General features: G+C 69.4%; 21 protein-coding genes. 8 read left to right on the top strand and 13 right to left on the bottom strand.

Going from position 1 to position 23,366, the window contains the following annotated elements:
* Positions 1-145: 145 nt before the first annotated feature.
* The 5 genes from ACZ44S_RS13565 to ACZ44S_RS13545 all read left to right on the top strand — a co-directional run bounded on the left by ACZ44S_RS13565 (position 146) and on the right by ACZ44S_RS13545 (position 6,353).
* Positions 146-1,282 (top strand): NUDIX hydrolase, encoded by a 1,137-nt coding sequence (locus tag ACZ44S_RS13565; RefSeq protein ID WP_466928064.1) that lies wholly within the window; start codon positions 146-148, stop codon positions 1,280-1,282.
* A gap of 57 nt (positions 1,283-1,339) precedes the next feature.
* On the top strand, positions 1,340-2,824 hold the full coding sequence (locus ACZ44S_RS13560) for an NUDIX domain-containing protein (RefSeq protein WP_466928063.1): 1,485 nt from the start codon (positions 1,340-1,342) through the stop codon (positions 2,822-2,824).
* Entirely contained in the window at positions 2,821-4,089 is a 1,269-nt protein-coding gene (locus ACZ44S_RS13555; protein WP_390994224.1) for a M15 family metallopeptidase, read from the top strand. Before ACZ44S_RS13560 ends, ACZ44S_RS13555 begins: the two co-directional genes overlap by 4 nt.
* 130 nt (positions 4,090-4,219) lie before the next feature.
* Entirely contained in the window at positions 4,220-5,122 is a 903-nt protein-coding gene (locus ACZ44S_RS13550) for an NUDIX domain-containing protein (protein WP_390994225.1), read from the top strand.
* A 31-nt stretch (positions 5,123-5,153) separates the two neighbouring features.
* Positions 5,154-6,353, top strand: a complete 1,200-nt coding sequence (locus ACZ44S_RS13545; RefSeq protein WP_390994226.1) for a bifunctional class I SAM-dependent methyltransferase/NUDIX hydrolase — start codon at positions 5,154-5,156, stop codon at positions 6,351-6,353.
* Between the two features lie 262 nt (positions 6,354-6,615).
* Here the strand turns inward: ACZ44S_RS13545 and ACZ44S_RS13540 are convergent, their stop codons facing one another.
* From ACZ44S_RS13540 to ACZ44S_RS13490, 11 genes are all read right to left on the bottom strand, one after another.
* Positions 6,616-7,527 carry an aKG-HExxH-type peptide beta-hydroxylase gene (locus tag ACZ44S_RS13540; protein ID WP_390994227.1) on the bottom strand — a complete coding sequence of 304 codons (912 nt, stop codon included), beginning with the start codon at positions 7,525-7,527 and terminating at the stop codon, positions 6,616-6,618.
* A gap of 96 nt (positions 7,528-7,623) precedes the next feature.
* Positions 7,624-7,797, bottom strand: a complete 174-nt coding sequence (locus ACZ44S_RS13535) for a hypothetical protein (RefSeq protein ID WP_390994228.1) — start codon at positions 7,795-7,797, stop codon at positions 7,624-7,626.
* Between the two features lie 81 nt (positions 7,798-7,878).
* Positions 7,879-8,592, bottom strand: a complete 714-nt coding sequence (locus tag ACZ44S_RS13530; protein WP_390994229.1) for a 2OG-Fe(II) oxygenase — start codon at positions 8,590-8,592, stop codon at positions 7,879-7,881.
* On the bottom strand, positions 8,589-10,469 hold the full coding sequence (locus tag ACZ44S_RS13525) for a radical SAM protein (RefSeq protein ID WP_466928058.1): 1,881 nt from the start codon (positions 10,467-10,469) through the stop codon (positions 8,589-8,591). Before ACZ44S_RS13525 ends, ACZ44S_RS13530 begins: the two co-directional genes overlap by 4 nt.
* A 35-nt stretch (positions 10,470-10,504) precedes the next feature.
* The gene (locus ACZ44S_RS13520; protein WP_466928055.1) at positions 10,505-10,771 is read right to left on the bottom strand and encodes a hypothetical protein; all 267 of its coding nucleotides are present in this window, start codon (positions 10,769-10,771) and stop codon (positions 10,505-10,507) included.
* A gap of 22 nt (positions 10,772-10,793) precedes the next feature.
* The gene (locus tag ACZ44S_RS13515; RefSeq protein WP_466928052.1) at positions 10,794-11,573 is read right to left on the bottom strand and encodes an NAD(P)-dependent oxidoreductase; all 780 of its coding nucleotides are present in this window, start codon (positions 11,571-11,573) and stop codon (positions 10,794-10,796) included.
* The gene (locus ACZ44S_RS13510) at positions 11,570-12,256 is read right to left on the bottom strand and encodes a TylF/MycF/NovP-related O-methyltransferase (RefSeq protein ID WP_466928097.1); all 687 of its coding nucleotides are present in this window, start codon (positions 12,254-12,256) and stop codon (positions 11,570-11,572) included. The genes ACZ44S_RS13515 and ACZ44S_RS13510 overlap by 4 nt, the downstream gene beginning before the upstream one ends.
* 2 nt (positions 12,257-12,258) lie before the next feature.
* Positions 12,259-12,729, bottom strand: coding sequence for an NUDIX domain-containing protein (locus ACZ44S_RS13505; RefSeq protein ID WP_390994233.1), 471 nt, complete (start codon positions 12,727-12,729; stop codon positions 12,259-12,261).
* 110 nt (positions 12,730-12,839) lie between these two features.
* On the bottom strand, positions 12,840-13,715 hold the full coding sequence (locus ACZ44S_RS13500) for an isocitrate lyase/phosphoenolpyruvate mutase family protein (RefSeq protein ID WP_390994234.1): 876 nt from the start codon (positions 13,713-13,715) through the stop codon (positions 12,840-12,842).
* Entirely contained in the window at positions 13,712-14,383 is a 672-nt protein-coding gene (locus tag ACZ44S_RS13495; RefSeq protein WP_390994235.1) for a dTMP kinase, read from the bottom strand. The genes ACZ44S_RS13500 and ACZ44S_RS13495 overlap by 4 nt, the downstream gene beginning before the upstream one ends.
* 4 nt (positions 14,384-14,387) lie before the next feature.
* A complete protein-coding gene (locus ACZ44S_RS13490) occupies positions 14,388-15,689 on the bottom strand; it encodes an ATP-binding protein (protein WP_466928049.1) in 1,302 nt (433 codons plus the stop codon).
* A gap of 336 nt (positions 15,690-16,025) precedes the next feature.
* On the opposite strand from ACZ44S_RS13490, the gene ACZ44S_RS13485 reads away from it, so the two are divergent.
* From ACZ44S_RS13485 to ACZ44S_RS13475, 3 genes are all read left to right on the top strand, one after another.
* Positions 16,026-17,339 (top strand): hypothetical protein, encoded by a 1,314-nt coding sequence (locus tag ACZ44S_RS13485; RefSeq protein ID WP_390994237.1) that lies wholly within the window; start codon positions 16,026-16,028, stop codon positions 17,337-17,339.
* A 26-nt stretch (positions 17,340-17,365) separates the two neighbouring features.
* On the top strand, positions 17,366-17,923 hold the full coding sequence (locus ACZ44S_RS13480; RefSeq protein WP_390994238.1) for a GNAT family N-acetyltransferase: 558 nt from the start codon (positions 17,366-17,368) through the stop codon (positions 17,921-17,923).
* A 426-nt stretch (positions 17,924-18,349) separates the two neighbouring features.
* Entirely contained in the window at positions 18,350-18,517 is a 168-nt protein-coding gene (locus ACZ44S_RS13475; protein ID WP_390994239.1) for a hypothetical protein, read from the top strand.
* A 116-nt stretch (positions 18,518-18,633) separates the two neighbouring features.
* Here ACZ44S_RS13475 and ACZ44S_RS13470 read toward each other — a convergent pair whose 3' ends face one another.
* On the bottom strand, positions 18,634-22,932 hold the full coding sequence (locus tag ACZ44S_RS13470) for a trypsin-like peptidase domain-containing protein (RefSeq protein ID WP_466928045.1): 4,299 nt from the start codon (positions 22,930-22,932) through the stop codon (positions 18,634-18,636).
* A 1-nt stretch (position 22,933) separates the two neighbouring features.
* Positions 22,934-23,251: a trypco2 family protein gene (locus ACZ44S_RS13465; protein WP_390994241.1), complete on the bottom strand. Its 318-nt coding sequence runs from the start codon at positions 23,249-23,251 to the stop codon at positions 22,934-22,936.
* Between the last annotated feature and the right edge of the window lie 115 nt (positions 23,252-23,366).

Here is a 23,366-nt window from a genome sequence, read left to right as displayed (position 1 = left end):
AAGACCCGAAACCCTTCGTCTGGACGAAGACCGCGGACGACATCCTCGAACGCCTCGCCGGATATCTGAACCGAATTCCTGACTCAGGACACTAGCTGGCCCGCGCTGAACTCCCGCCCGTCCACCGCCCGAAAGGCAGAGCCACGTGACCTCCCCCGTTTCCCCTTCGGATCACGTCACCCCCCGTCCCGCTCCGCCCGCCCGGCAGTACGCCCCGTCCCGGCATGCGGCGTGGCTCGGCGCCGCCGCGATCATCACCGACGAGGTCGACCGGGTCCTGCTCGTGCACCCCACCTACCGCGAGGACGGCTCGTGGCTGCTGCCTGGAGGCGTGGTCGAAGCCGGCGAGCACCCGCACGTCACCTGCCGGCGCGAGATCACCGAGGAACTGGGCCTGGATCTGCCTCTGTCGGCCGTGCTCGCCGTCCACTCCTTCTCCCAAAACCACCCCGACCTTCAGCCCGGCACGCCCTGCCCCGGCGAGGTCCGATTCGTCTTCGACGGGGGAACCCTCACCCCCGCCCAGGTGAAGGCGATCCGCCTGCCACCCAAGGAACTCTCCGAGTACGCCTTCCTGGAGACCCGGGACGCGGTCCAGCGGCTGCGCCCCGTGGACGGTCAGATCATGCTCGCCGCCTACCGTGCCCGGCTCGGCAACACCGCCACCGCTCACCTCGCCGACGGCCAGCACATCCTCGACGTCCCGGCGCTGGACCGGCACGACGTCCACGTCCGCTACCGGCCCTTGTGGGACAGCCCTCTCCACCACGGCCGCGTCCCCGATCGGCTGCCCGTACGGCAAGCCTGGGCGTGGTGCTTCGTCCCCGACGGCCGGGTCGTCCTGGTGGCCGATCCCGGCCCGCGGGGCGCGCTGCCGAGGCTGCCCGGCGGCACTGTGGAGAACACCGACGCGACGCCCGAAGACACCCTGCACCGGGAAGCCGCCGAGGAGGCCCAGCTCACCTTGGCCGATCCGGTGCGACTGGGCTGGGTGCTGGACGAGACCGGTGAGGTCTACGGCGGCGTGGGGCCCAACGCCCGGCTCCGCCTGGCCGCCCAGGTCACCGCCATCGGGCCGGCGGCCGTCGACCCCGCCACCGGCCGCCCCTTCGTCCGCCTGCTCGCCACCCCCGCCCAGGCAGCCTCCCTGCTGGGCTGGGGCCCGCCCGGCGCGCGGCAAGCCCAGCTCGCGGTGGACACGGCACGAGAGCGGTGGTGCCTGCCCACCGCCCGCGCCACCACCATCAAGGAGATCCCTGCCGAGGGGATGCGGCAGAGCTGACCCGCACAGCCGCCCCTCCTCGACTCGTCCCGCGCCACGCCCCTCTGAGGTAGCCCCATGCCGCTGTCGCACGACCACATCCGCACCACTGTCGAGACCTACCTCGCCCGTCACCCTCACGAGCACGAGCAGCTCGGCGCCCTCTTGCACGCCCTCGAACGTCCCACCGACATCGCCAGCCGCTCCACCTTCACCGGACACGTCACCTGCGGCGCGATCGTCCTCGACCCGCTCGGCCGCGTCCTGCACGTGCTTCACCTGGCGAGCGGGAAAGTTCTTCTCCCCGGCGGACACGCCGAGCCCTCTGATGAGTCCCTGGCAGGGACGGCGCTGCGGGAGCTGCACGAGGAAACCGGGATCCCGGCCCAGGCGATCACGCTGTGGCCCGGCTACGAGACCGTGCCGTTCGACATCGACATCCACGACATCGACGCAAACCAGGGCAAAGGCGAACCCGGCCACCAGCACTTCGACCTTCGGTTCCTCTTCCGCCTGCACACCACGAACGAGGTGGAGGTGATGCTGCAGGAAGAGGAGGTCGGCGGCATCGAGTGGCGCCCCGTGGACAAGGCGGCCTCCCCTTCCCTGCGCGAGAAGCTCCTCAAACTCCCGCTCCAAGTCAAACCGGAGACGGCCAACGCCTCCGCACTGATCTACAACGACCGCGGCGAGTACCTGCTCCACCTGCGCGACTACCTCCCCGGCGAGATCTGGGAGCCGGGCATGTGGTCCCTGCTGGGCGGCGGCCGAGAGCCCCAGGACGTCACCCTGGAACACACGGTGCGGCGCGAGCTGCACGAGGAAGCCGGCCTCCACATCGCCGACCTGGCCCCGTTCGGCACCGAGGAAGCGACCGACGACGCCGGCAGGACCGTGCCCATCGCCATCTACGCCGGGCGCTGGAACGGTGACCCTCGTGACCTCCACCTGACGGAAGGGGTGATGCTGGCCTGGTTCGCTCCCGGCGACCTCGACCGCCTGCGTATCGCGGCCACCACCCGCGACCTCGTACGGCGCCACGCTGCCAGCCGTTCCGCTAGCACCGCGCCGCGGAGCGGACTCGCATCGCACGAGGAGCGCCGTCCAGCTTCGCCGCACGGCACGGTCCTCAACGTCATCGGTGTCCACCTCTACCTGGAGCGCCCCGACAGGACGGTGTTGCTCGGGCTGCGCCACCCCAACTCCAAGTTCGCGCCCTCCACCTGGCACGTCCTGGCCGGCCACTGCGAGCAGGAGAACGCCATCGCCTGCCTGATTCGGGAGGCTCAGGAGGAAGCCGACCTCCGCATCCGGCGCCAGGACGTCGAACTCGTCCACGTGATCCACCACATCGACAAGGCCGGGGACCGGCCCCGCATGGGCCTCTTCTTCCGCGCACGGACCTGGAGCGGCGAACCAGAGTTGCGCGAACCGGACAAGTGCACCCAGTGGAAGTTCTGGGACCCTGCCGCACTGCCCGACAATCTCGTGTCCTACGCCCGGGTGGCCATCGGAAAGATCCAGAACGGGGAGCTGTACAGCGAGACGGGATGGCCCGCATGACCGGCACACCGAACAGCGCAGCCTGTCGCGCATCCACTGCAACTGCAGCCGGACGTTCGGACACCCGCCTGGTGGTGATCCGCGGCAACTCGGCGTCGGGCAAGTCAAGCGTGGCCCAGGGCCTTAGAGATCGCTACGGCCGCGGCATCGCGATCGTGGGGCAGGACGTAATCCGCCGGAACGTGCTCAGGGAACACGACACCGCTCGCGGCGCCAACATCGCCCTGCTGGGCAGGATCGCACGCGCAGCCCTCGACGCCGGCTTCCACGTCGTGCTCGAAGGGATCCTGTACGCCGACCGCTACGGCCACATGATCACGTCACTGGTACGGGACCACCGCGGCGTCTCCAGCTGCTACTACCTGGACGTGCCGCTGGAGGCGACATTGGTCCGGCATGCCTCGAAGGCGGACGCCGCGTACCTGGCGCACGTCACCGACGACCACCTCACCTCCTGGTACCGCGAGCTGGATCTACTGCCCGGCGGTCTGGAGACCGTGATCCCAGCCGACAGCACGCTGCAGGACACCATCGCGCGGATCGCGCGCGAAACCGATCTGGCCTCTGCCTCCCCTGTCCCGCCACAGCAGTGCAAGCCGTCACAGGGAGACTCGATGAACCCTCTGGTGTTGATGTCCGATCCGCGGGTCGCCGCGATCCCGGTGCGCGAGTGCGGGGAGCCTCTCGTCGACGTGCGTGACCACGACTTCCGCGTCGATCCCCGCAAGCAAGATCCGCTGGGCGCGTTCGCCCACGTCCGCGAGGGCGTCCTCGCCCGACTGACGCACGCCCGCTCACTCCTGCCCGCCGGCACCGACCTGCTGTTCATCGAGGGCTACCGGCCGCTTACCCTCCAGCAACGCTACTTCACCGAGTACCGGGACGAGCTGGCCGCCACTCACCCCGACTGGACAGCTGAGCAGCTGCACCAGGCCGCCAGCCGGTACGTGTCGCCACCGGAGATCGCGCCCCACTCCGCGGGCGCGGCGGTGGACGTGACCCTCGTCGACCAGGACGGTCACGAACTCGACCTCGGCACACGTGTCAATGCCTCCCCGGAGGAGAGCGACGGTGCCTGCTTCACGCACGCTCCGAACCTCAGCGATCGCGCTCGCCACCACCGCGCGCTTCTGCTCAACGCCATGGAGGAAGCGGGTTTTACCAACTACGGAACGGAGTTCTGGCACTTCTCGGTAGCGGACCGGTACGACGCCCTGACGCGGCGGCAGCCGCACGCGCGCTACGGCCCCATCGAACTGGCCTGACTCACCAGCAGTCTCGTCCACTTCCTCGCCACCGGCTCCGATCCGGAGACGCAGGAGCGCGATCACCGCCCCATGGCCGGTCGCGAACCCACGACCGGCCACGGACGGAAGGCATCGAACGGAGGCAGGTATGCCCGACGACATCCAGCAGGCGAGCCCAGCCGTCCCGGGCCCGACGACTGGAGGTGAACCACAAGAGCACCACATGCACCTGCTCGGGCGGTACTACCGGCAGGTGGAAGCAGGGCGCAAGACGATCGAAGTGAGGGTGGCCACCCCCACCAAGCGCACCGTCGCCGTGGGCGACACGGTCGTCTTCCACGACCGGGACACCGGGCGAGAACTCGACGTCATCGTGCAGCGGATCACCCTGTACCCCTCCTTTAAGGACCTGCTCCGCGCGGAGGACACCGCACGTATCAACCCGGACGGGCCGCCCGACGAACTGCTCGCCAACCTCCGCGACATCTACCCGCCAGCCAAGGAAGCCCTCGGCGTTCTCGCCCTCGCTTTCGACCACCGCCCTGCCCGGCCCGGCCGCCCCCTGCCGATGACAGCCGAGGAGTACGCGCAGACCGTCCCCCACCACACGGTGTACGGCTGCCTGTACATCCGCGACGAACACGACCGTCCGGTCCAGCTCCGTTCGGTCTACGGCTCGAGACTCTGGCAGTTCCCCGGCGGCAACCTGGACGCCCCAGGCGAAGACCCCCTGCAGACCGCCCTACGGGAGGCAGTCGAGGAGACCGGCCTCGAACTCGCCCTCACCACGCCGCCCCTGCTCCTGACGCACTTCCTCCACGCCGGACCACGCCAGCCGCTGAACAAGGTGGGGCTCATCTTCGACGGAGGCCGGCTGACCGCCGACCAGCTCGACCGGATCCGACTCGACCCCGCGGAACACGACATGTGGGCCGTCCACGACCTCTCGGCCTGGCGGAAGCTGATGGCCCCGGGCGCCTTCGCCCGCCTCAACGCCGTCGAGCAAGCCCGACGCGGCGAGGGCCCCGCCTATCTGATCACGCACACCTGACCTCTGAACACCCGCACACCAGGAGGCAACCGTGCCCGCCGAGGACACCAACACCCGGGCCTGGCAGATCTACGGCCAGCGCCAACTCGCTCGCGCCTACACCCCGCCCGTCCCCGAGCGGCTCGGCTGGACGCCCTGGGACGGGATCGGACCCGGAGCAGAAGTCCTCGGCGACGTCACCGGCCGCCGCGTCCTGGACATCGGCTCCGGGGCCGGCCACCACGCCGTCCACCTCGCCCAGGCACACGGAGCGCGCGTCACCGGCATCGAGCTGTCCCCGACCCAGCACGAACGCGCCGTCAGCACCCACGCGGACGTGAACGGCGTGGAGTTCGTCCAGGCAGACGTAGCCGAGTACCTGACCGGAGCCGAGCCGTTCGACGCCGCGTACGCGATCGGGACGCTCGCCTTCATCGACCCGCACCGCTCGCTGCCTGCGCTGCGCGATGGCCTGCGTCCCGGCGCCCCGCTGATCCTCTCGCTCCTGCACACCGACCTGCATGGCCGCGGTCCGTCCACGGCAGTGGCACCGCGCGAGGAGATGATCCTGCTGCGCGACGACCCGCCGCTACCGACGCAGATGTGGGTCCTGGCACCGCAGCTGTGGGAGGACCTGCTCACCGAGTACGGCTTCCGCGTCGAAGCCATCGATCTGTTCCCGCACCCCGACGAGAGCGCCTCGGTCATTCAGCAGCTCATCCGCGCCCGGCGCCTTCCCGACCGGTCCACGCGCGTCTCCAGCCGACCCCGCAGCACCCGAGCGCCGGCCGCCCACGCGGCCGTCGGCGTCGGAGCGATCCTGCTCAGCGAGCAGGGCATCCTCTTGGGCCGGCACCGCCGCGGCACCCTCGAACTGCCCGGTGGCAGCATGGAGGCCGGGGAATCCTTCGAGGACGCGGTCGTTCGCGAACTCGCTGAGGAATCCGGTCTAGTCGCTCGGCCCGGCGACGTGGGTCTCCTGGGCACGCTCGTCGACCGCGTCGAAGGTGTCCTACGGGTCACCGTCGGTGCGCTCGTCCACGCCTGGCAAGGACAGCCGGCCACGCAGCCGGGCGAGAGTGTCGGCGACTGGGCGTGGTACCCGCTCGATCAGCTCCCCGACGGCCTGTTCGTGTGCAGCGCCCAGATCCTCACCGCGTGGCGGCCCGACTTGCCCATCGACCACCCGCCCGCGCACTTCACGCGTTTCGCATCCGGACCAGCGGCCACGCCGGGCAACGGCTCAATCTGAACGCCGGCACCGACGTACCTGTCGCGCCACCTCAGCCTTCCCGTCGAAGGAGACAAAAGTGGGCGCGGGGTACTCGTAGAAATCTGAGTATTCGCCGAGGAGCACGAGGGCGCGCGGGAAGGGCCTCCGCCCTTTCAGATCTTCTTGCGAAGAAGAAGATCTCCAACTTCGGGCTCGTGATGGGATGAGGTTGCCGTCCTGGATGGTAGCGGCTGGTGTTGCGCGCGAGATCCTCGAAGTCCCTGCGGTCTATGGGTGTAGTTCAGAGCGTGCGGGCGTGCTGGAAAACGCTGTCGAGCCGTTCACGCAGTCCGGGGTCGGGAATCAACTTCACAGCGCGGGTGAAGTCGTCCTGGGCGACGTCCAGCCGGGGCCGCTGTTGGCGTTCATGGTCGGCGAGGACGGCATTTCCGGCTCCGGTGGCGCGGAGCCGCGCCCGGGCGGCGTAGATCATCGTGAGAGGGAAGGCGAAGCATGCGTGGAGGAACCCGTACGCGGGCCGCTGGGTGCCGCGCCACGGGGAGAAGTATGTCTCGTCGTCGGGGATGGTGATGTGGAGCGCGGCGAGGGCGTCGTTGAGCCAGTTGTGGGCGGCTTCGTGGACGAGGTCGCGGCCCAGCACGGCAGCGTCACCGGTGTGGTCGGTAAAGACGGTCGCCGGGAGCCGGGTAATCGCGAAGCTGCGCAGGGTCTGGTCGGGACTGCGTCGGTCGGTCAGGCAGATCACGGCGGCGTGCGCTTCGACAAGCTCGTCGAGGCCGGTGGCAGCGATGTGGCCGGAGGCATCGTCGGCCAGCGCGGCCAGGGGCTGGGCGGCGCCGGTCGTGTCGGGGCCGAGGACGTAGTACGGGGTGTCGGAGTGCGGGCCGCGGATCATCTCGTCCTCGTTCGGGGCAATCACGATGCGCGGGCCGAGGCGAGTGGAGTGGGCCAGGCGAGCCAGGGCGGGGCCGGCGGCGTTGCGGTACCAGTCGAGGGCGGTCGTGTCGCGGCGGCGTGCGGCGTTTTCGGCGCCTTCGAGCCGGTGGTGTGCCAGGGCGCAGGCCAAGGGCAGTGCCTCGTCGTCCGGCGGCAAGACGGAACCGGGGTCGAGCAGGGTCAGCGCGGCGGCGGTGCGTTCGCGGCGGTGGACGGCGATGACGTCCAGGTCGAGGGCGGCGGCGATGTCGTTCATGTCGGCAGGCTCCTTGGCAACGGGGGCCCCGGTGCCGGGCCGTGGGGCGCCGGCACCGGGTCTGTGATGTGGGGCAGGCCGGATGGGCTGGCCCGATCAGATGGCGCTGTCTGCCTCCGAGGTAGCCGGGGCCGGTTCGGCGCCGGTGGCCGGGGCGCTCCAGGCGTCGGCGGAGACGCTGGAGGTGTGGGCCGTCAGGCGCACGGTGCCGCCGTCGTCGCGCAGCTGGTCCACGGCGGCGAGGAACTCGCCGCACGCATCGGTCGTCATCTCTTCCTCCGTGGGTTGCAGGGACTGGTCGGGATGCAGTGCCTGAGGAGGCGGGCTGCGGATGGGCGGGGGCATGGCCGGTCAGGCTTCGTTGATCAGCCAGCTGATGAACTTGCGTTCGCGCCCTGCGCGGACCGGCTCGGTGCCGTGGGTGACCTGGGATCCATACAGCAGAGCGGTACCGGGCGTGGGGCGCACGTTCCAGCGGGTGCGCGGCATGGTGCGGAACCATTCGGCGGAGTGGTCGGCACCGTCGTGGGTGAACGCCATGCCCGGGTGATAACCGTCGCCGCCGTGCTGGTCGCTCCACAGGACGGCGTGGGAGGCGGTCTCGACGAAGAACTCCCCGCCGTCGTCGGCGTGGTCCAGGACGACGCTGATCCCGGCGAGTTGGCGGACCGGGTCGGTGGGGTTAGGGGCGATGCCGTCGACGTGGGGGGTGATGTGCTGTCCGGGCGCGTACTCGACGTACATCCATTCACGACAGGAGGTCAGGGCGGGCAGGGCTCGCCGCAGTGCGGGCATCGCCCGCTCGACGGCGTGGGCGAGGATTTTGGCCGCGGTCTCGGGCGGCGGGTGGATTTCTAGGCGGCCGGCGGGCTCGTAGACGGTCATGGCCTGCTCGCTGGTGTGGCCGGGGATTGAGTGCAAGGTGGTCGTGCGCTCCGTGTCGAAGCGGCGGATGCCGTCATCGCCGAGGGCGTCATCCACGGCGGCGGTCAGGGTCGTGATCTCGTCGGGGGTGAGGAAGTTCTCGATGCTGGAGACGGTGAGCGTCTCCGCTATGTGGATCATCGTGCCTCCCGGGCGGGGCGGGGCGGGCGAAGGGCGCAGGCGCATCCGGTGACCGCCGGGGCGTGGCGGGCGACGTGCGTGAGCGTGCGTACAGCCTGGTCGAGGTCGGTGAAGTAGTCGGCCCACGTGCTGCCGGGGGCCGGAGTGAGGGCGAGGTTGAGGACCTGGTGACGGCGACCAGTGCGGGCGCTGGTCAGTTCGGTGCGGACAAGGTCCGCGGTGACGGCGGCGGGCAGGAAGCCATCGGCGGCGGCGAGCGTGTGGCACAGCCGGGCGGCGAGCGCGGCGTACTCGGCGCGGGTGCGCGGCAGCAGGCCGACGCGGAATGTGGACGGCGTCAGGCCGGTGCCGGTGTGGGCGTGCCCCTGGCAGGAGTCGTAAGTGATGGCCTTCCAGCTGCGGGTGATCGTGTCGACCAGCGGCCACACTCGCTCCTCTATGCCCTCGCGCCACTGGGGGTGGAGCGGGTCGAGGTCGTCGGCCGCGTGACCGCGGGGCAGGCCGGCGGCATTGATGTTGCCGTGGTCACTGGCCCGGAGCCGGGCCGGGAAACGGTGGGCTGCCGGATCGTCCCAGCGAGCGAGGAAAGCGTCGACATCGTGCATGACGTTCGGGGCGACGGGCCGCCAGTGGGCGCGGAGGCAGAGAGCGCCAGCCGGGTGGTCGGGGGCGGCGAGCAGATGAGTTATGCCGTCGATGAGGCGCACGCGGTGGTCGCAGTACGCGTTATCGCTGCCGGTCGCCTTCAGCATGCGCCAGCGGGTGGCCGTGCACCCGCCGCCGCAGACCCTCCGGTACGGGCAGGGGACGCACTTCATCATCATTTCCCGTCCGGCGGTGAGCAGCGGGTTGGTGTGCTGGGCCTCGGTGACGTCCGGCTCGCTGCGGGCGGCGGCGAGCGGCAGCAGATGGGCCTGGGGCCAGGGAAGTTCGTCGCACGAGCCGAAGCGGCCATCGGGGTAGGCGGTGAAGACGTGGGAGCACTTGTGCGCGGCGAAGTGGCAGTGGGCGGTGTCCAGGCCCTTGATGCGGCGGATCGTGGCGACGGCCGGGTCGAGTTTGATCCGCCGGAAGTGGCCGGCGCCGATCCAGCGGGCAGCGGCCTCGATGACGAACTCGGCGTACTGCGCGGGAGTGATCGCCCAGGCCGCTCCGGCGGTGCCGACCGCACGGGCCTGGAGGCGGCGGCTGGGGCTGGTACGGCGGCCGGTCGCCGTGAGCGGCTTGGTGACGGTGGAATCGAAGGCGGGCAGGAGGTGCACGGCGCGTACCGCGTCGAAGGAGGCGATGTGGTCGATGACCTCCGCGGCGCGGCCCAGGACGGCGGGTGTGACCACGGTGACGATGCCGCAGGTGCGTCCGCGCTCCGCCAGCAGATTGAGGGTGTCCACGATGTGCGGGTAGATCTTGGTGCCGTCGTAGCCGACGCGCCAGGAGTTGCCCTGTTCGTCGCCGTCCATGGAGATGCCGATGTGCAGGCCCGGATAGTGGGCGTCAAACAGGTCGAGCCACTCACCGTCCAGCCGCACGCCGTTGGTCTGCAAGTGGACGCGGTGCACGGTGGGTTGGGCGGCTTGTTCGTCGAGGAGCGCGGCCATGGCGTCCTTGCCGACGGTCAGGGGCTCCCCACCGTGCAGTTCGATCGCGAGAGGCCGCTCACCGAAGATCTGGCCGAGGCGGCGTATGTGCTTGACGGTGATCTGGGCGCCGCCGGGGACGAGTTTGCGTTTCTCGAAGCAGTACAGGCAGTCGACGTCGCAGGTCTCGCCGCGCAGCTTGAGGACGACGGAAACCGCCGCGGCGTTGTCGGTGTCCTCCAAGGGCCGCCACACTTCGGCGCCGACAGTCGTCGTGGGGGTGGTGAGCGTGCTGGGCATCGGGACGTCCCCTGTCGTGGGTGGACGGATGGGTTTCAGGTGCGGGCGCGCCGTGCGACGGAGCGCTGCCAGGCGCGCATCTGGCCGTCGGTGAGCGGAACGCGGACATCGCCCCGGCGCAGGAACCAGCCGTCGCTGTATCGCTGCGGCAGCCAGCCGAAGCCGCCGAGCCCCGCCTCGTCGACCGGCTCCGGCTCGGCGCTGGTGGGCCAGAGCGCGAGCAGGGCGTCGGCGAGGCGGGCCTGGACGGAGGCGAAGAAGGGACTGTGCGCGGCGGCGCTCAGCCACCGCGGCTCGGGCAACGCGGGCACGGGCCTGAACCGGTCAGCGTCCTGGATCGAGCGCGAGGCCGCCCAGCTGGTCATCGACGAGCGCGCGCAGACAGGCGTCGACGTCGAGCGTGCCGAGTCGGCCGACGCAGATCAGCAGCGGGCGCCGCTCGCGTGCCGTAGTAAGGAACTCGGGACCGAACCGGCGCCGGTTCTCGCCGGTGAGCGGGAGCGCCACGACGTGGGCGTCCGCCCACGTCGGCAGCTCGTGGCCGGGGCGGGCGGGCAGGGTGTCGGGCAGGCTGGGCCGGGCCGCGAAGGCGATCTCATCGACGTACGGCGCGAGCGCGGTCGCGCACGCTCGGCCAACGGGGCCGGCACCCCAAATCGCCACCCTCATACGGGAGATCGGCGGGGCGATGCACTGCTCCTTCGTGTGCTGCCCCCTGAACAGGGTGGCGTGCCCGTACGGAATTCGGCGAGCGAGGCCGAGCAATGCGGCCAGCGCCCATTCGGCGACCGCGTCGGCGGCCGGGGCGGGGTTGCGGTGCACGGTGACGCCGCGTGCGGCCAGGGCCTCGACGTCAAGGCCGTCCAGCCCCGACCCGGCGCGGATCACATGCCGAAGCTTCGGCCACCGGGGCAGGCGCTCGGCGTTGAGCCGGTGCCCCGACCTGAGCACAAGCACCTCGGCGCGGGCGGCCAGATTTAGGTCGGCCGTGTCGAGGGACTCAATCACGCGGATCGCGCAGCCGGGAAGGTGCCGCCTGAGCACCACGGGGTCGGCCGCGCCGGGCACAATCACGAGCAGCGGGGCCGTCGAGATGCCGCTCACTGCTCTGCCCTCGCGGGCGCGGTGTAGCGGCCGAAGGCCAGGTCGCCAGCGCCGACGATGACCTCCAGCGGCGACGGCGTGCGATAGTAGTCCTCGCAGGCCGCTTTGACGCCGGGCAGTCCGTTCCACGCCTTCGGATTCGCCTCCAGGTCGGCGTAGTCGTCGACGATCAGCGTGCCGCCCGGGGCCATTCGGGGAACGCAGGCGGTCAGGCAGGTGCGGATGGAGTCGTAGTAGTCGCCGTCCAGGTAGGCGAAGGCGATCCGGTCGGGCAGCTGGTCGGGGAGGGTGTCGGCGAACCAGCCGGGGTGGATCACGGGCGGGCTGCGGCCCCAGCGGTCGTGCAGGGCGAGCACCTGCTCCGGCTCAGCGCGCAGGGATCCGGCCGGGAACAGCTCCGGGTCCTGTTCGCTGCGTTCGGGCAGTCCCTGGAAGGAGTCGTAGACGTGGACGGGGCGTTCGTGCTGTGCGGTGGCGTCCAGCACGGCCCGCATCCATAAGGCCATGGCACCCTGGTAGCAGCCGAGTTCCACGACGGCTCCGGCAACCTGACGAGTGGCGAGGTGTTCCAGTTCGGTGCGGATGGCGGGCAGCCGGTCCGCGTCCACGGTGTCGCCGTGGTGATCGAGGAGCCAGTCGCGCAGTTCGGCGAGGTTCAGCACAGAAGCGGGGCGGGAGTGCATGGTCACCACCGGTCCACGAGGACGTCGCGGTCGGCCGGGTCCCCGGCAAGCGCGTTGAGCAGTTGCTGGTTGACCCGCGGCAGCAGGTACTTGTCCCCGAACTCCTCGAGCGGCACCCATTCGAAGCCGACCTGGATCGGGTCCGGCGGGTCGGACTCGCGCGGCGCGGTGTCCTCGTCGAGGAGCTCGGCGAGGAAGTTGTGCTGGGTCTTGTGGACGGTGCCGAATTCGTCGTTGTACTGCTCGGGGACGTACTCGACGACGAACAGCAGCCGTGAGGTGCGCACCCGGAGCCCGGTCTCGTCCTTGACCTTGCGCACCACGGCGTCGCGCAGCGGCTCGCCGGCCTTCGCCTTGCCGCCGGGCAGGTTGTAGTGGAAGCCGGAGTGGTCGTCGTACGACATGAGCAGGATGCGGCCTTGATGGACGATCGCGGCCTTGACCGACACGCTGATGCGGGGCAGGGCTGTCATGGCGCGGAGTGTTCCTTCCCTCGTCGAGCCCGCCGCGGCCGATGCCCGGCGGATGCTGGTGGTGCGGGGTTGGAGCGGGACGAAGTCCGTGAAGCAGGGCCCGGCGGCATCTACAGGCAGGCGCGGGCAGCCGGGTCGGCGACCTGCAGCAGGTCGGCGACGTCGCTGAGCGGGATGCCACCGGCGGTGAAGGAGCCGGTGGCGGAGAAGGAGGCTGCGACCTGGCGCATCGCGGCGAGCGCGGCGCGAGAGAGGTGGTTGGCGTAAATGGCCAGCGCGAAGCCGGCCTCGCCGAGCCGCTGGGGTGCCAGGTGCGGGAAGGCGGTGGGCACGGTCACCAAAGGCACGTCGCCTGTCCAGGCGGCGCCGGTGGCCAGGGCCTGGCGGCCGGTGGTGTCCTTGGAGTGGATCAGGACGGCGTCCGCTCCGGCCTGCTCGTACGTGCGGGCCCGGCTGATGGCCTCCGGCAGATCGGTGCCGCAGATCAGGGCCTCGGTCCGCCCGATGAGGAGCATCTCGTGCCCGGCTGCGGCCCGCATCACCGCCAACTGTTCCTGCATCAGCGCGGGTTTGGCGAGCTCCTGGGTGCGGTGCAGGGCGAACGAGTTGGTCTTGGGATAGGCACTGTCCTCCAGGCACAGGGCTGCGGCCCCGGCGTGGGCGAGGTCGTCCGCGAAGCGTCGGGCGGTGGCGACCTGGCCGCCGGCGTTGTCGACGTCGACGATGACCGGCAGCGGCGCGGTGCGAGTGAGGGCCCGTACGACGTCGGTCAGGTCGCGGGGGCCGAGCACATTCTCGTCCGGCAGGCCCAGGGCCGTGGAGACCTCCAGGCCCGACACCCACAGGGCATCGAACCCGGCCTCCACGGCGACCTTGGCCGCCACCGCGCTCGCGGCGCCGACGGCGCGCAGGGGCGTGCGGGCTAACCGGGCCTGGGCGAGGCGGTCCTTCAGCGCTGATATGTCCACGTCCGTGTGCGTGCTCACTGGGCTCCTTCGGACAATTCGGGGAGCAGGCCACGCTGGTCGAGGGCCTGCCAGGCGGTGTGCAGGACGGTGGCGCGGTCCTGGGCGGCGTCGATGCGGACCACCGGGCCCAGGGCCGGGTAGGCGGCGGCTTCGTCGGTGACCGTCTGGTAGATCTCCCGGACGCGGGCCTGGATGTCCAGGACGTCCCAGTCCGGGCGGGTGGCGTCGCCCGAGCGGGCGGCGGCCCGCTCCATGGCGGCCTCGGGTGAGATGTCGAGGACCAGCGTGAGGTCGGGGATGACGCCGAGGTGTTCGGCCAGGTGGGGATAGGTCTCCTTCGGGCTCCGGTCGTGCTTGACCGCGAAGAAGGCGAGTTCGGACAGCAGCCACCGGTCCGCGATCACCTGGCGCGCCGGCAGCGACGGCACGATCAGTCGGGTGGCGGTGGCCTGCTTGTCCGCGGCGAGCGCGGCCAGATAGCGGTACTGACTGTCGGCGGACGGCTGGTACTTGCCCTCGACCAGGTCGGCGGCCACCGACGCGTCGAGGAAGTTGGTGGTCAGCACCGCGAGCGGGGTGACCCGGTACAGGCCCTCGAAGAGGCGGAAGAGCCCCTTGCGCAAGGTGGTCTTGCCGGTGCCGTCCATGCCCTCGACAACGATGAACGGGTTGCGCGCGTTCTGCATCGGCTCACTCCACCTGCCCGGCGCCGGTGCCTCCGGCGTACTTCGCGAAACGGCCGCGCCAGGGGATCGACGTGGTCACCAGGTCCACGAGCCGCAGCTCGCCCAGCTCCTCCAGGAGCGCCGGCAGCGTCGGCTCGATGACGATTCCTTCGGTAACGGCCCGGCAGTACGCGAGCCGGACTGCTTCCTCACTCGCGTCGTGCCGCAACTGGTGGGCGAGAACGCGTTGAGCGGTTCCGAGTGCGACGACGCGGACCGCCTCGCGCAGTGTGTCCGGACCGACGGTGTCCTTGACGGGCGTGAGGCTGCTGTGGTGCACGCCGAGGTGCCGGATGGCGGCGAAGACACCGACCCACCAGGCCGATGCAGCGACGACCACTCGCACGGCGCCGCGCAGCGCGTCGTCGGTGACGCCGGGCAGAAGCAGGGCGTGGACGTCCTCGGCGGCGCTGGCCAAAGGGCTGACCGCGGCATCGGGCCGGCCGTGCTCGGCGGGCAGATCTACCCAGGCACTCAAGCTAGCCGCGTCGATGAGCGCCAGGGCCTGTGCGGTGGGCACCTCGGCAGGACGGGCGACCAAGGCAGCAACCGTGATGCCGGTCCCCGCCGTCTGCGTGGTGAGCTGCTCGCGCAACTGCGGCAGGTGCAGGGCGAGGCGCTGGACGTGAAGGCCGTCAGCGAGTACCTCCCACGACTCGTAGAGCGTAGGCGGGGGCAGCGGGGAGGGCGGCACGAGGTCTCCTTCGGACGGCACAGGTGCGGGGTGCACAGGCATCATGGCCACGGGCCGAGGCAGGTTACCGGCCTCGCAGGGCTGTTCCGGGTCGGCGGCACGATCGTGCTGAGCCGGTTCGGCGCCGGGGGCCGGCAGGCAGGCCCATGACACCGAGCCGCAGCGATCGGCATCGGGCCGGCGGCCCCAGCGCAGGCACAGAGCCTCGACGATCTCCAGGCCGCGGCCGTCCTCAGCGTCCGGGCCCGGCCGCGCGGCTACCAGCTCGCCGTGCGGCTGCGGGTCGAAGACCTCCACATGCAGCAGCGCGTGCTGGCGGCGCAGGCGCAGACGAATCCGCTCGGCCTGTGCGTGCTGCACGGCGTTGGTGAACAGCTCTGAGACGATCACCTCGGCAGCCTCGGCGGCGTCCACCTCCACGGACCAGGCCGTCGCGGTGCGCCGCAGGAACCGACGGGCACATCCGGCCATCTTCGCGGTGCCTTCCAGCGTCGTCTCACGGGAAGTCACCGGCTGTGCCGGTCGCGGGTGAGCATCGGTCGGCTCGGGGCGTCGGGTCACGGTGACGCTCATCTCGGCGCCTTCGGGCGCAGGATCACGAACACGGGCATGTGGGGGTCCTTCGTCGGCATGGGGGCGACCGCGACGGTGCGCGGCCGGTGCTTCAAGGACACCGCCACGCTGAACCGGTGCCCAGGTCTTCCAACGGCCCCTCGCCGTCCGGGAACCGGCCCTCGATCGGCCTTTTAGCGGCCTTCTCACCGGCCATCGGCCTTTTGACCCGGCCGACGGCTCCCATCGGATGCAGGCCGCCACTACGGTGGGTGAACACACGTGAGGACTCCCGCCGGGGGACGTATGAGCGAGGCAGCACGCGGTAACCGCCACCTCAAGCGGGAGCGCCGACGCATGCACCTGACACAGGAGCAGAACGCCGAGGAGCTCTCCAAGCTCGCCGCGGCGATGTTCGAGACGGGCGAACTGACGAAGCGCACGTCCGTCAGCCCCCGGCAGTTCCGCCGCTGGGAGAGCGATGCTCCTCCGTGGCCACACCCCGACCACCGCAAACTCTTAGAACGCTTCTACGACAGACCGATCCACGAGCTCGGCTTCAGCACGACCGGAGACACCGCCCCGAGCACTCTCGCCGTCACCGAGCCGGTCCCGCCTGTCATCCGCACGGAATTCGAGACCCACGATCCAGTGAACCGCCGCCAACTCTTCGCCACCGGAGCCGCCGCGCTCGGCTCCGCAGCCGGCGCCGGCCTGCCCTGGCTCTCCCCCACCGCCTCGGCAGCACCAGGCGATGACGAACTGCGGGTCAGCCACGACGACGTGGAGAACCTCCGCTCCGCCGCACACGACCTCGACGCCCTCGACCAGCAGTTCGGCAGCGACCGGCTGTGGCGCGGCGCCCGCAACCAGCTCCTGTGGCTCCACCACCTCATCGACCACGGCACCTACAGCGAACCCGTCGGCCAGGAACTCCATGCGATTGCAGGCCAGTTGACGACCTCGCTCGGGTGGTTCTGCTACGACGCCGACCGGCAGACCGAGGCCCGCGTCTTCTTCTCCGAAGCCCTCAACACCGCGATGCTCGACGGCGACGACGCCCTCGCCACCCGCACCCTGTCCAACATGGCCCGCCAGTCCGTCGACCTCGGCAAAGCCCGCGAAGCGATCCGCTTCTCCCGCTTCGCCCAGGCCCACGCCACCGAGTGGTCCGCGCCGCCCCGCGTCGCGGCACTGCTGGCCATCCGAGAGGCCCAGGGGCACGCTCGCCTCGGCGACGAGATCTCCGCGGGCAACGCCATCAAGCGGGCCTGGAACCACTTCGAGCACGGCACCAGCCAGCGCGATCCCGACTGGACCGGCTTCCTCAACGAGGCCGAACTCACGTGTCTGGAAGGCATGTGCCGCCTCGACCTCGGACAGCACCGGCAGTCCGTCAAACTCCTGGACCGCTCGGCGCAACTCCAGGACATCGCACGCTCCCGCAACCGCGGCATGTGCCTGGCCCGCCTCGCTTACGCCGCCCTCCAAGGCCACGACCTCGATCACAGCGTCCACGCGGTCGACGAGTCCCTGCAGCTGATCGAAGGCGGTATGACCTCCACCCGCAACATCAAGCAGCTCACCCTCGTCCGCAACGGCCTGAGCCTGCACAAGGCCCACCAGCCCGCCCGCGAGATGGCCGAGCGCCTCACCGCATACACCGCGTAAGCACCCGACGAAGGGAACCCAACACCGTGGCGGATATCGACCTCGCTCTCCAGCACTACGGCGGGGACGCGGCTAAGGCGATCGCCGACGAACTAATCGACACGTACGCCGAGATCTACAACGTTCCGCCGTACGCGGACGATCCGTTCTTCTCAGTCGCCTCCTACGCGGACCGGCTGCATGCCGCGTTCACCATGACGGGCTTCGAAACCGTCACGGCACGCCTCAACGGGCAGCTGATCGGCTATGTCCACGGCGTGACCCTGCCCGCCGACAAGCCCTGGTGGACCTCCCTCGGCGACGCTCGGCCAGCCGACGCACAAGCCGCCGCCAAGGCCGAAGAGATCTTCTGGCTCCGTGAACTCATGGTCCGCCCCGCCCACAGCAACCACGGTGTTGGCCGCCGCCTCCACGACGCCGTCATCGCCGGCCGCCGCGACCAGCCCTGGACCGCCCTCACCTGCATCATCGACAACGAGCCGGCGCACGGTGCGTATCTCCGCTGGGGCTACCAGATCATGGGACGCATCAAGCATGCCCCCGAATCCCCCGTGTACGACGCGATGCTCCTCCGCCCCGCCTGATCGCTGGAACACCTGCCGCCTGCGTACAGCCGCAGGCGGCAGCATCGCCATGCCCGCCGCCCATAGCGCTTGAGCGGTATCTCTACAGTGCGACTTCACAGAATCGTTCTCGGTGGCGCCGAGCAGGATCTCAGCGATCGGCGTCCAAGTGCAGCAGCGGTGGTCGAGGTTCTGGTGCACGTGGACAGCTACGAGACGGCTGATGGTGATCTCGACGCGCTTTGGCCATCCTCGGGGAGGCACACGAAATGCTGCCACCCTCTCCGACCGCCGGGCTGTCCTGCTCACTCGGCGCCGCCCCACTGCGATCCCGGAGACATCGGGCCCAATCGATAGGGTGGCCGAACCCAGGTACTCGCCCGCTCCCCGTTCTCACTGATCGAAGTCGTCCGCTGGGACCGCACCGTCACCCGCGACCTGGACTCCGTGATCGGCCTCCAGCTCTCCTACAGCTACAGCAGTCCCGCCCAGCTGGGCGACCACAAGGACGCCTTCGAGCGCGACCTCCGCCAGGCCCTCACCGACTTCAATCGCGCCGGCACCTTTGACGAGCTCGTACGTACCGAAGCCATCATCGCCACTCGACCCCAGTAACCAGCAGCTTCTCAGTGATGCGGATGCCGAACGGGCCGCTGCTATTCTCCGGCCGTCGCTGCCCTCCCCAAGGAGGGCAGCGACGGCATGGGCTCCACCGGATCGTCCGATCCCCATCACCGTGAGCGATACCGCAGAAGTTCGGGCCATCCCGAATGGGCGTGCCCCTTCCGTGAGTGCAGCAGCAAGGTGCCGTGGAGTCTTGTCCGGACCTCACCGGGAACCGCGGAATCGTCAAGCAGTCTGCGCACCCACGCAGGCGTGATATCCGTCTTGTCCACCGTCTCCACCAGCACTGAAGTGGCCAGGGTAGGTTCAATCATCAGCTTACGGGCGAGAACCTCCCGTTCAGCCTCCCTCAGCCCTTCGGTGAGCCGGAGAACGGTACCGGTCCAGGTTCGGGCAATCTCCCGCTTCCATTTGGCTCCGTCCCGCTGGACTTCCTGCAGGGCTTCCGCGGCCATGACCAGTAGCTCCGCTGCCCAGGAGGCGTTGTGATCCGCCATCCTGTCGATGAGAAAGCCGTAGGGTTCAATGATCCTGCTCAGGAACCCTCGCTGAGTCTCATCTCCGACGTCGTACTCGGAGTCCGTTGCCAGGGAGAGGAGGGCTTCGGCCACGTCGTAGGCGTCCTCCATGTTCCCTAGGTTCGCGTACGTCTGGGCCATCACCCGCCTGGCTGTCGCCTCCTGGGCGATGGCTTTCCCCTCGGTTACTCCCGTCGCACGCCGACGAGCACCCGCGTCGATGATTGGCTGGAGTACCTGATGCACCAGGGGTACCGAATCCGGACCCCACCGCCGGGCACGGACTGTGTCCTCGGCCAGCCCGAGCAGGGACTCTCGCAGGTCCTGCGCGGCCGCGGTCTTGAGGGCGTCCGTCATCTCGGTGGCTTGAGGATGGACCTCGACCCCAACATCGAGAAGAGCTCTCCACAGCATGTAGCCCTGGCGTCGGATGTGCGGCAGGGCATGTTTCACCAAGCGCTTGCGGTAGTCGACCAGGCGCGACCACTGAGTCGACGTGAACCAAGCCTGAGCTGTCGACCGGTCCGCCCTGTGCAACTTCGTGACGGCCTGCTGCACGAGGTCGGGCTGATTAGTGCTCTCCGCGTAGGGGAGCAGGTCGTCGATGAGGTGCGGGTGCGTGGTGACCTTGCGCTGTAGGTCTCCTCCGATCCTGGTGACGCTGTCCTTTCCGGTGGTCAGCGCGGTGACACGCTGGCGAGCGTCCGGGGAGGTGAGGAACGTATGCAGCATGCGCTCTGCTTGAGGGTGGCCCCCGGCCGCCGCATCCACCAGGAACACACAGCACGCGTCCGAGGTCAGCCAGTAACGTTCGGCTGCCTCCTCCTGTACGACCGGAAGCAGATCGCGCAGCATGTTATCTGGCAGGTCAGCGTCCTGAAGTGCCCTGCGCATCAGCCATGGGAGTGTCTTGGCCCCGTCCGGATCCTTGTGCTGGCAGGGTAGGGCCTTCAGGGCTTCCTTGCACCGGAGGACGACTTGAGCGGTGAGGGGAGAGGCAGTGACGTTCTCGTCAGCGCCCCACGCTGGTGCGGCCAAGGGCGTGCGTGTGAAGCGCTCCGGCTGGCCGATCAGCGCCTCGGTGAGAACCGCGTTGCAGACCGCGACCTGTTGGTGCGGCTTCCGGGTAGAGAGGCATTCACTCAGGAAGTTGGACACGTGTGCCTCGTCGGCCGCCTGCATGACGGCTGCGGCCCATCCCCGAAGTACCGCGCGGCGACTCAGCGGGCTTGCCCCGCGGTTCTGGTCGGCCTCGAAAGCCTCTGCAACGGCCGGTGCGGCGTCGGCGCACTTGGGTCTGGTGGCAAGGAACAGGCGAGCATAAGCACGTTCCAGGTCGAGACTGGTCATCTTCGGGTTCAGCCGCTCCAGTGCGGTCAGCACTCCCTTGGCCGCGCGACCGGCGAGCCGGGGGGTGTGACACCAGCCGATGACGCCCAGTGTCAGGTCCGTCAATCCCCCGCCGTTGCCGGCCTTGGCGAGCCGCTCTGCGAAGGCGAGCGCTTCGTCCAGCACAGTCTCCGGGTCGGCTGCGGCGATGGCCGAAAGGACGGCCGTGTACGGGTACTCGTTGTATCCCCTGTTGTCGACGGGCCGCTCCCGCAGCCAGTCCAGGCATGCGTGGTCCTGAATGAACCGCCACGCTTCCGTGGCGTTCGTAGCGGCGAGGCGGATCAGTGCCTCCAGAAGCGGTCTGCGCAGGGCAAATCGCTGGCTGTCTGGTCGGTTCCAGATGACCGCAAGGTCCCCGAAGGGCCGTGCCGGATCGGGGTGTACGACCGAGGGCAGCATGGTGAGAAATCGGCGGACGTCGTTGGGTTCAGCACGCTCGAGGGTGGCGCGTCCAAGGGTGACCAGCTCGCCGTCGGGATGCTTGAGCTTCGCATAGACCGGCAGAGCCAGGCTCACCAGCGATGGACGGTCCGAGGTCAGCCAGGGGCCAAGCAGGCCGGCAAGGGGGTCAGTACCCGAGGCGTACCAGCGGTCAGCCATGAGGAGCACCTCGGAGGCCACCTCGCCGAAGAACAGATCGCCTGGGTCCTGCTTCACACGTTCCAGTAGCTCTTGGACCGCCTCGGCACCGCACGTCAGGACGCCTCGCGCAGCCGCGTGCTCGAAGAACGTCTGATGGAAGAACCACAGTCGGTTGACTTGCGGGCGCAGGGTGAAGACACCTCGGGTCCGCAAAATATCGATCGCGGCGGAGGCCCCCACCGGACCGGAGGTCTCCATGGCCCGCAAGCGCGCTTCAAGTTCCGGCCGAGTGATGTCAAGCCGACCGAGAGCGAGCAGGAGCCGCGCGGTCGACTCGGCAAACCCGGAAAGATCGACGTCCTGGTCTTCCTCCGGACGCCGCCATGCCCGCCGATCAGCGCGGATCCGCTTGTGCCAGTACTCGTCGTACAGCCGCGGCGTGTCCACGTCCTCGTCCGGCTTCTCCGGAGCGTAGACCTCGAACAGCAACCGCAATGCGAATGGGTTGGCACACACCTCCCGCAGCGCCCGGCCGCGGGAGGCGGCATTGAGAACGCTGTTCGCCACCTCGTCCGCGGTGAAGGTCCGCACCCCCGCGTAGAAGTGTCGGCTATAGGCGTGCACGGCGGCCCGGCATTCCTCGTCGTCGTACGACAGCAGGTTGATGCGCCTGTTGGGTAGCTGGTCCTCTACACCAGTGGAGCGCAGGAGGGTGGCTTCTACCGGACGGCACGTCACCACTGTGGGAATGCGCAGCCGCACTAGGGAGGTCAGCAGCTCGACGACCACGTTGCGGGTGTCGTCACTGTGCAAGAGCAGGTCGAGGGTGTCGAGGAGCAGGACTGGCCGCTTCTCCGACTGCGCCAGTCCGGGGAGTGCGGCGTGCAGCTGCGGCGGAGAGATTCCCGCCGTGCTTTGGCCTTCCCGCCTCAGCCCGGCGAGTAGATCGCTAGCTCGCACGAGCACGGGCTGCCGTCCTTGAGCGTTCAACTCGTGGTGCAGACCCCACAGCAACGTGGTCTTGCCGTGTCCTGCCTCGCCGACGACCAGGGTGACCTTCCCCTCGTCCAGGCGGCGCAGGATGTCCGCCTCAACATGGCGGCTTACGTACATGCCGCCCGAGAGCATCAGTAACTGCTCGTCAGGTCCCCTGGCCACGATGTTCGCGTCGGAGACGGCACCTTCCGACAGTCGAAGCAGCAGGTCGAGGGCATACTCGGCTTGGGCGTCCGGCGGCTCGTCCGCGGACACGGTGCTCAGTACAGGCACCTCCGCATAACGCTCCATCAGCTCGATGAATTCCGGATGAGTCACGAAAATGTGCGCCGGGCAGGCATGGAGCCTGCGGTTCGCAAATGCGTCGTCGTCATGGATGGCCACACCGACAAGATGGTCGTAGCAGAACACCGCGCTGCCCGAAGCACCCGCCCAAGCCTGCTCGCCATCCTCAGACTCTGCCGGGGCCACATCCTGATCCAGGGCATAGTTCTTGCCGGGGCCGTTACCCCCGGTCAGCACAGGTAGGTTGCCGCGGAGATGCTCAGGCTGCCGCCTGCCGTCGGCCTTGACCGCTGCCTCTGGGAAGCCGATCGCCTCGTACGGCAGCGGCTTCCTTCCGACGGGTTCTCCCCAACGCACTGGGCCCGACACCGGTACCGGTTCGTCCAGCAGGAGAACAGCGACATCCTGCTCGGGATGGACCCACGCCACCGTCGCGGAATGCTCCACCCGGCTGCCCGGCCTCGGGTGGCCGACCCGCACGATGATGCGCGGCCACGCGAGCGATGCCTCCTCCCTGACAACCACGTGCCGGGCCGTCAGTACCAGCCTCGGCGCGATGACGTATCCAGAGCCGAGGCTCCGATACCCGTCCGCGACGCCGCCGCGGACGTCCGCCAGCCTGCGCGCGTCCAACTCAGTCCTCGTCGTCCCACGAGCCGGACCGGTTGTGCGAGATTTCAGGGCTCGACCCGCCGGCTGCCCTGTCCTTGACCTTCAGCTTGAGCGTCAGCTTGTGCGTGCGGCCCGAGGCTCGCGTACCCCCAACGCCTCCCCTTACCACCCCGAACTCCACCTTCCCATCGGCCTGGCCGGTATGGCGCAGCTCCAGCGTGAGCTCCAGCTGAGCCTCCTCCACCTGGAAAGAGAACTGTTCACCACTACCTTGGTCCTGGGCCTGATACAGCTCCTGCCGCAGCTCCTCGATCGCCGCAGCCAGTCCGATCGCCGCCATACGACCCTACCTTCGTCCTCGTGGGGTTCGGGTAGTTCCGAACCAGGTGGAGCCAGCAGTCTGCCAAGGGATCGCCTGATTCACAAAGCAGGTTCGCTGTAGGCGAGTTGGGCCG

The sequence above is a fragment of the Streptomyces malachitofuscus genome (assembly GCF_055571035.1).
This window is presented reverse-complemented; position numbering and strand designations above follow the sequence as displayed.

Excerpts from the sequence above, each read along its gene's own strand:
- ACZ44S_RS13495 (WP_390994235.1), bottom strand. The coding sequence starts at position 14,383 with ATGCAGAACGCGCGCAACCCGTTCATCGTTGTCGAGGGCATGGACGGC.
- ACZ44S_RS13535 (WP_390994228.1), bottom strand. The coding sequence starts at position 7,797 with ATGACGACCGATGCGTGCGGCGAGTTCCTCGCCGCCGTGGACCAGCTG.
- ACZ44S_RS13490 (WP_466928049.1), bottom strand. The coding sequence starts at position 15,689 with ATGAGCGTCACCGTGACCCGACGCCCCGAGCCGACCGATGCTCACCCG.
- ACZ44S_RS13530 (WP_390994229.1), bottom strand. The coding sequence starts at position 8,592 with ATGATCCACATAGCGGAGACGCTCACCGTCTCCAGCATCGAGAACTTC.
- ACZ44S_RS13465 (WP_390994241.1), bottom strand. The coding sequence starts at position 23,251 with ATGGCGGCGATCGGACTGGCTGCGGCGATCGAGGAGCTGCGGCAGGAG.
- ACZ44S_RS13550 (WP_390994225.1), top strand. The coding sequence starts at position 4,220 with ATGCCCGACGACATCCAGCAGGCGAGCCCAGCCGTCCCGGGCCCGACG.
- ACZ44S_RS13510 (WP_466928097.1), bottom strand. The coding sequence starts at position 12,256 with ATGCACTCCCGCCCCGCTTCTGTGCTGAACCTCGCCGAACTGCGCGAC.
- ACZ44S_RS13525 (WP_466928058.1), bottom strand. The coding sequence starts at position 10,469 with ATGCCCAGCACGCTCACCACCCCCACGACGACTGTCGGCGCCGAAGTG.
- ACZ44S_RS13485 (WP_390994237.1), top strand. The coding sequence starts at position 16,026 with ATGCACCTGACACAGGAGCAGAACGCCGAGGAGCTCTCCAAGCTCGCC.
- ACZ44S_RS13540 (WP_390994227.1), bottom strand. The coding sequence starts at position 7,527 with ATGAACGACATCGCCGCCGCCCTCGACCTGGACGTCATCGCCGTCCAC.
- ACZ44S_RS13560 (WP_466928063.1), top strand. The coding sequence starts at position 1,340 with ATGCCGCTGTCGCACGACCACATCCGCACCACTGTCGAGACCTACCTC.
- ACZ44S_RS13555 (WP_390994224.1), top strand. The coding sequence starts at position 2,821 with ATGACCGGCACACCGAACAGCGCAGCCTGTCGCGCATCCACTGCAACT.
- ACZ44S_RS13505 (WP_390994233.1), bottom strand. The coding sequence starts at position 12,729 with ATGACAGCCCTGCCCCGCATCAGCGTGTCGGTCAAGGCCGCGATCGTC.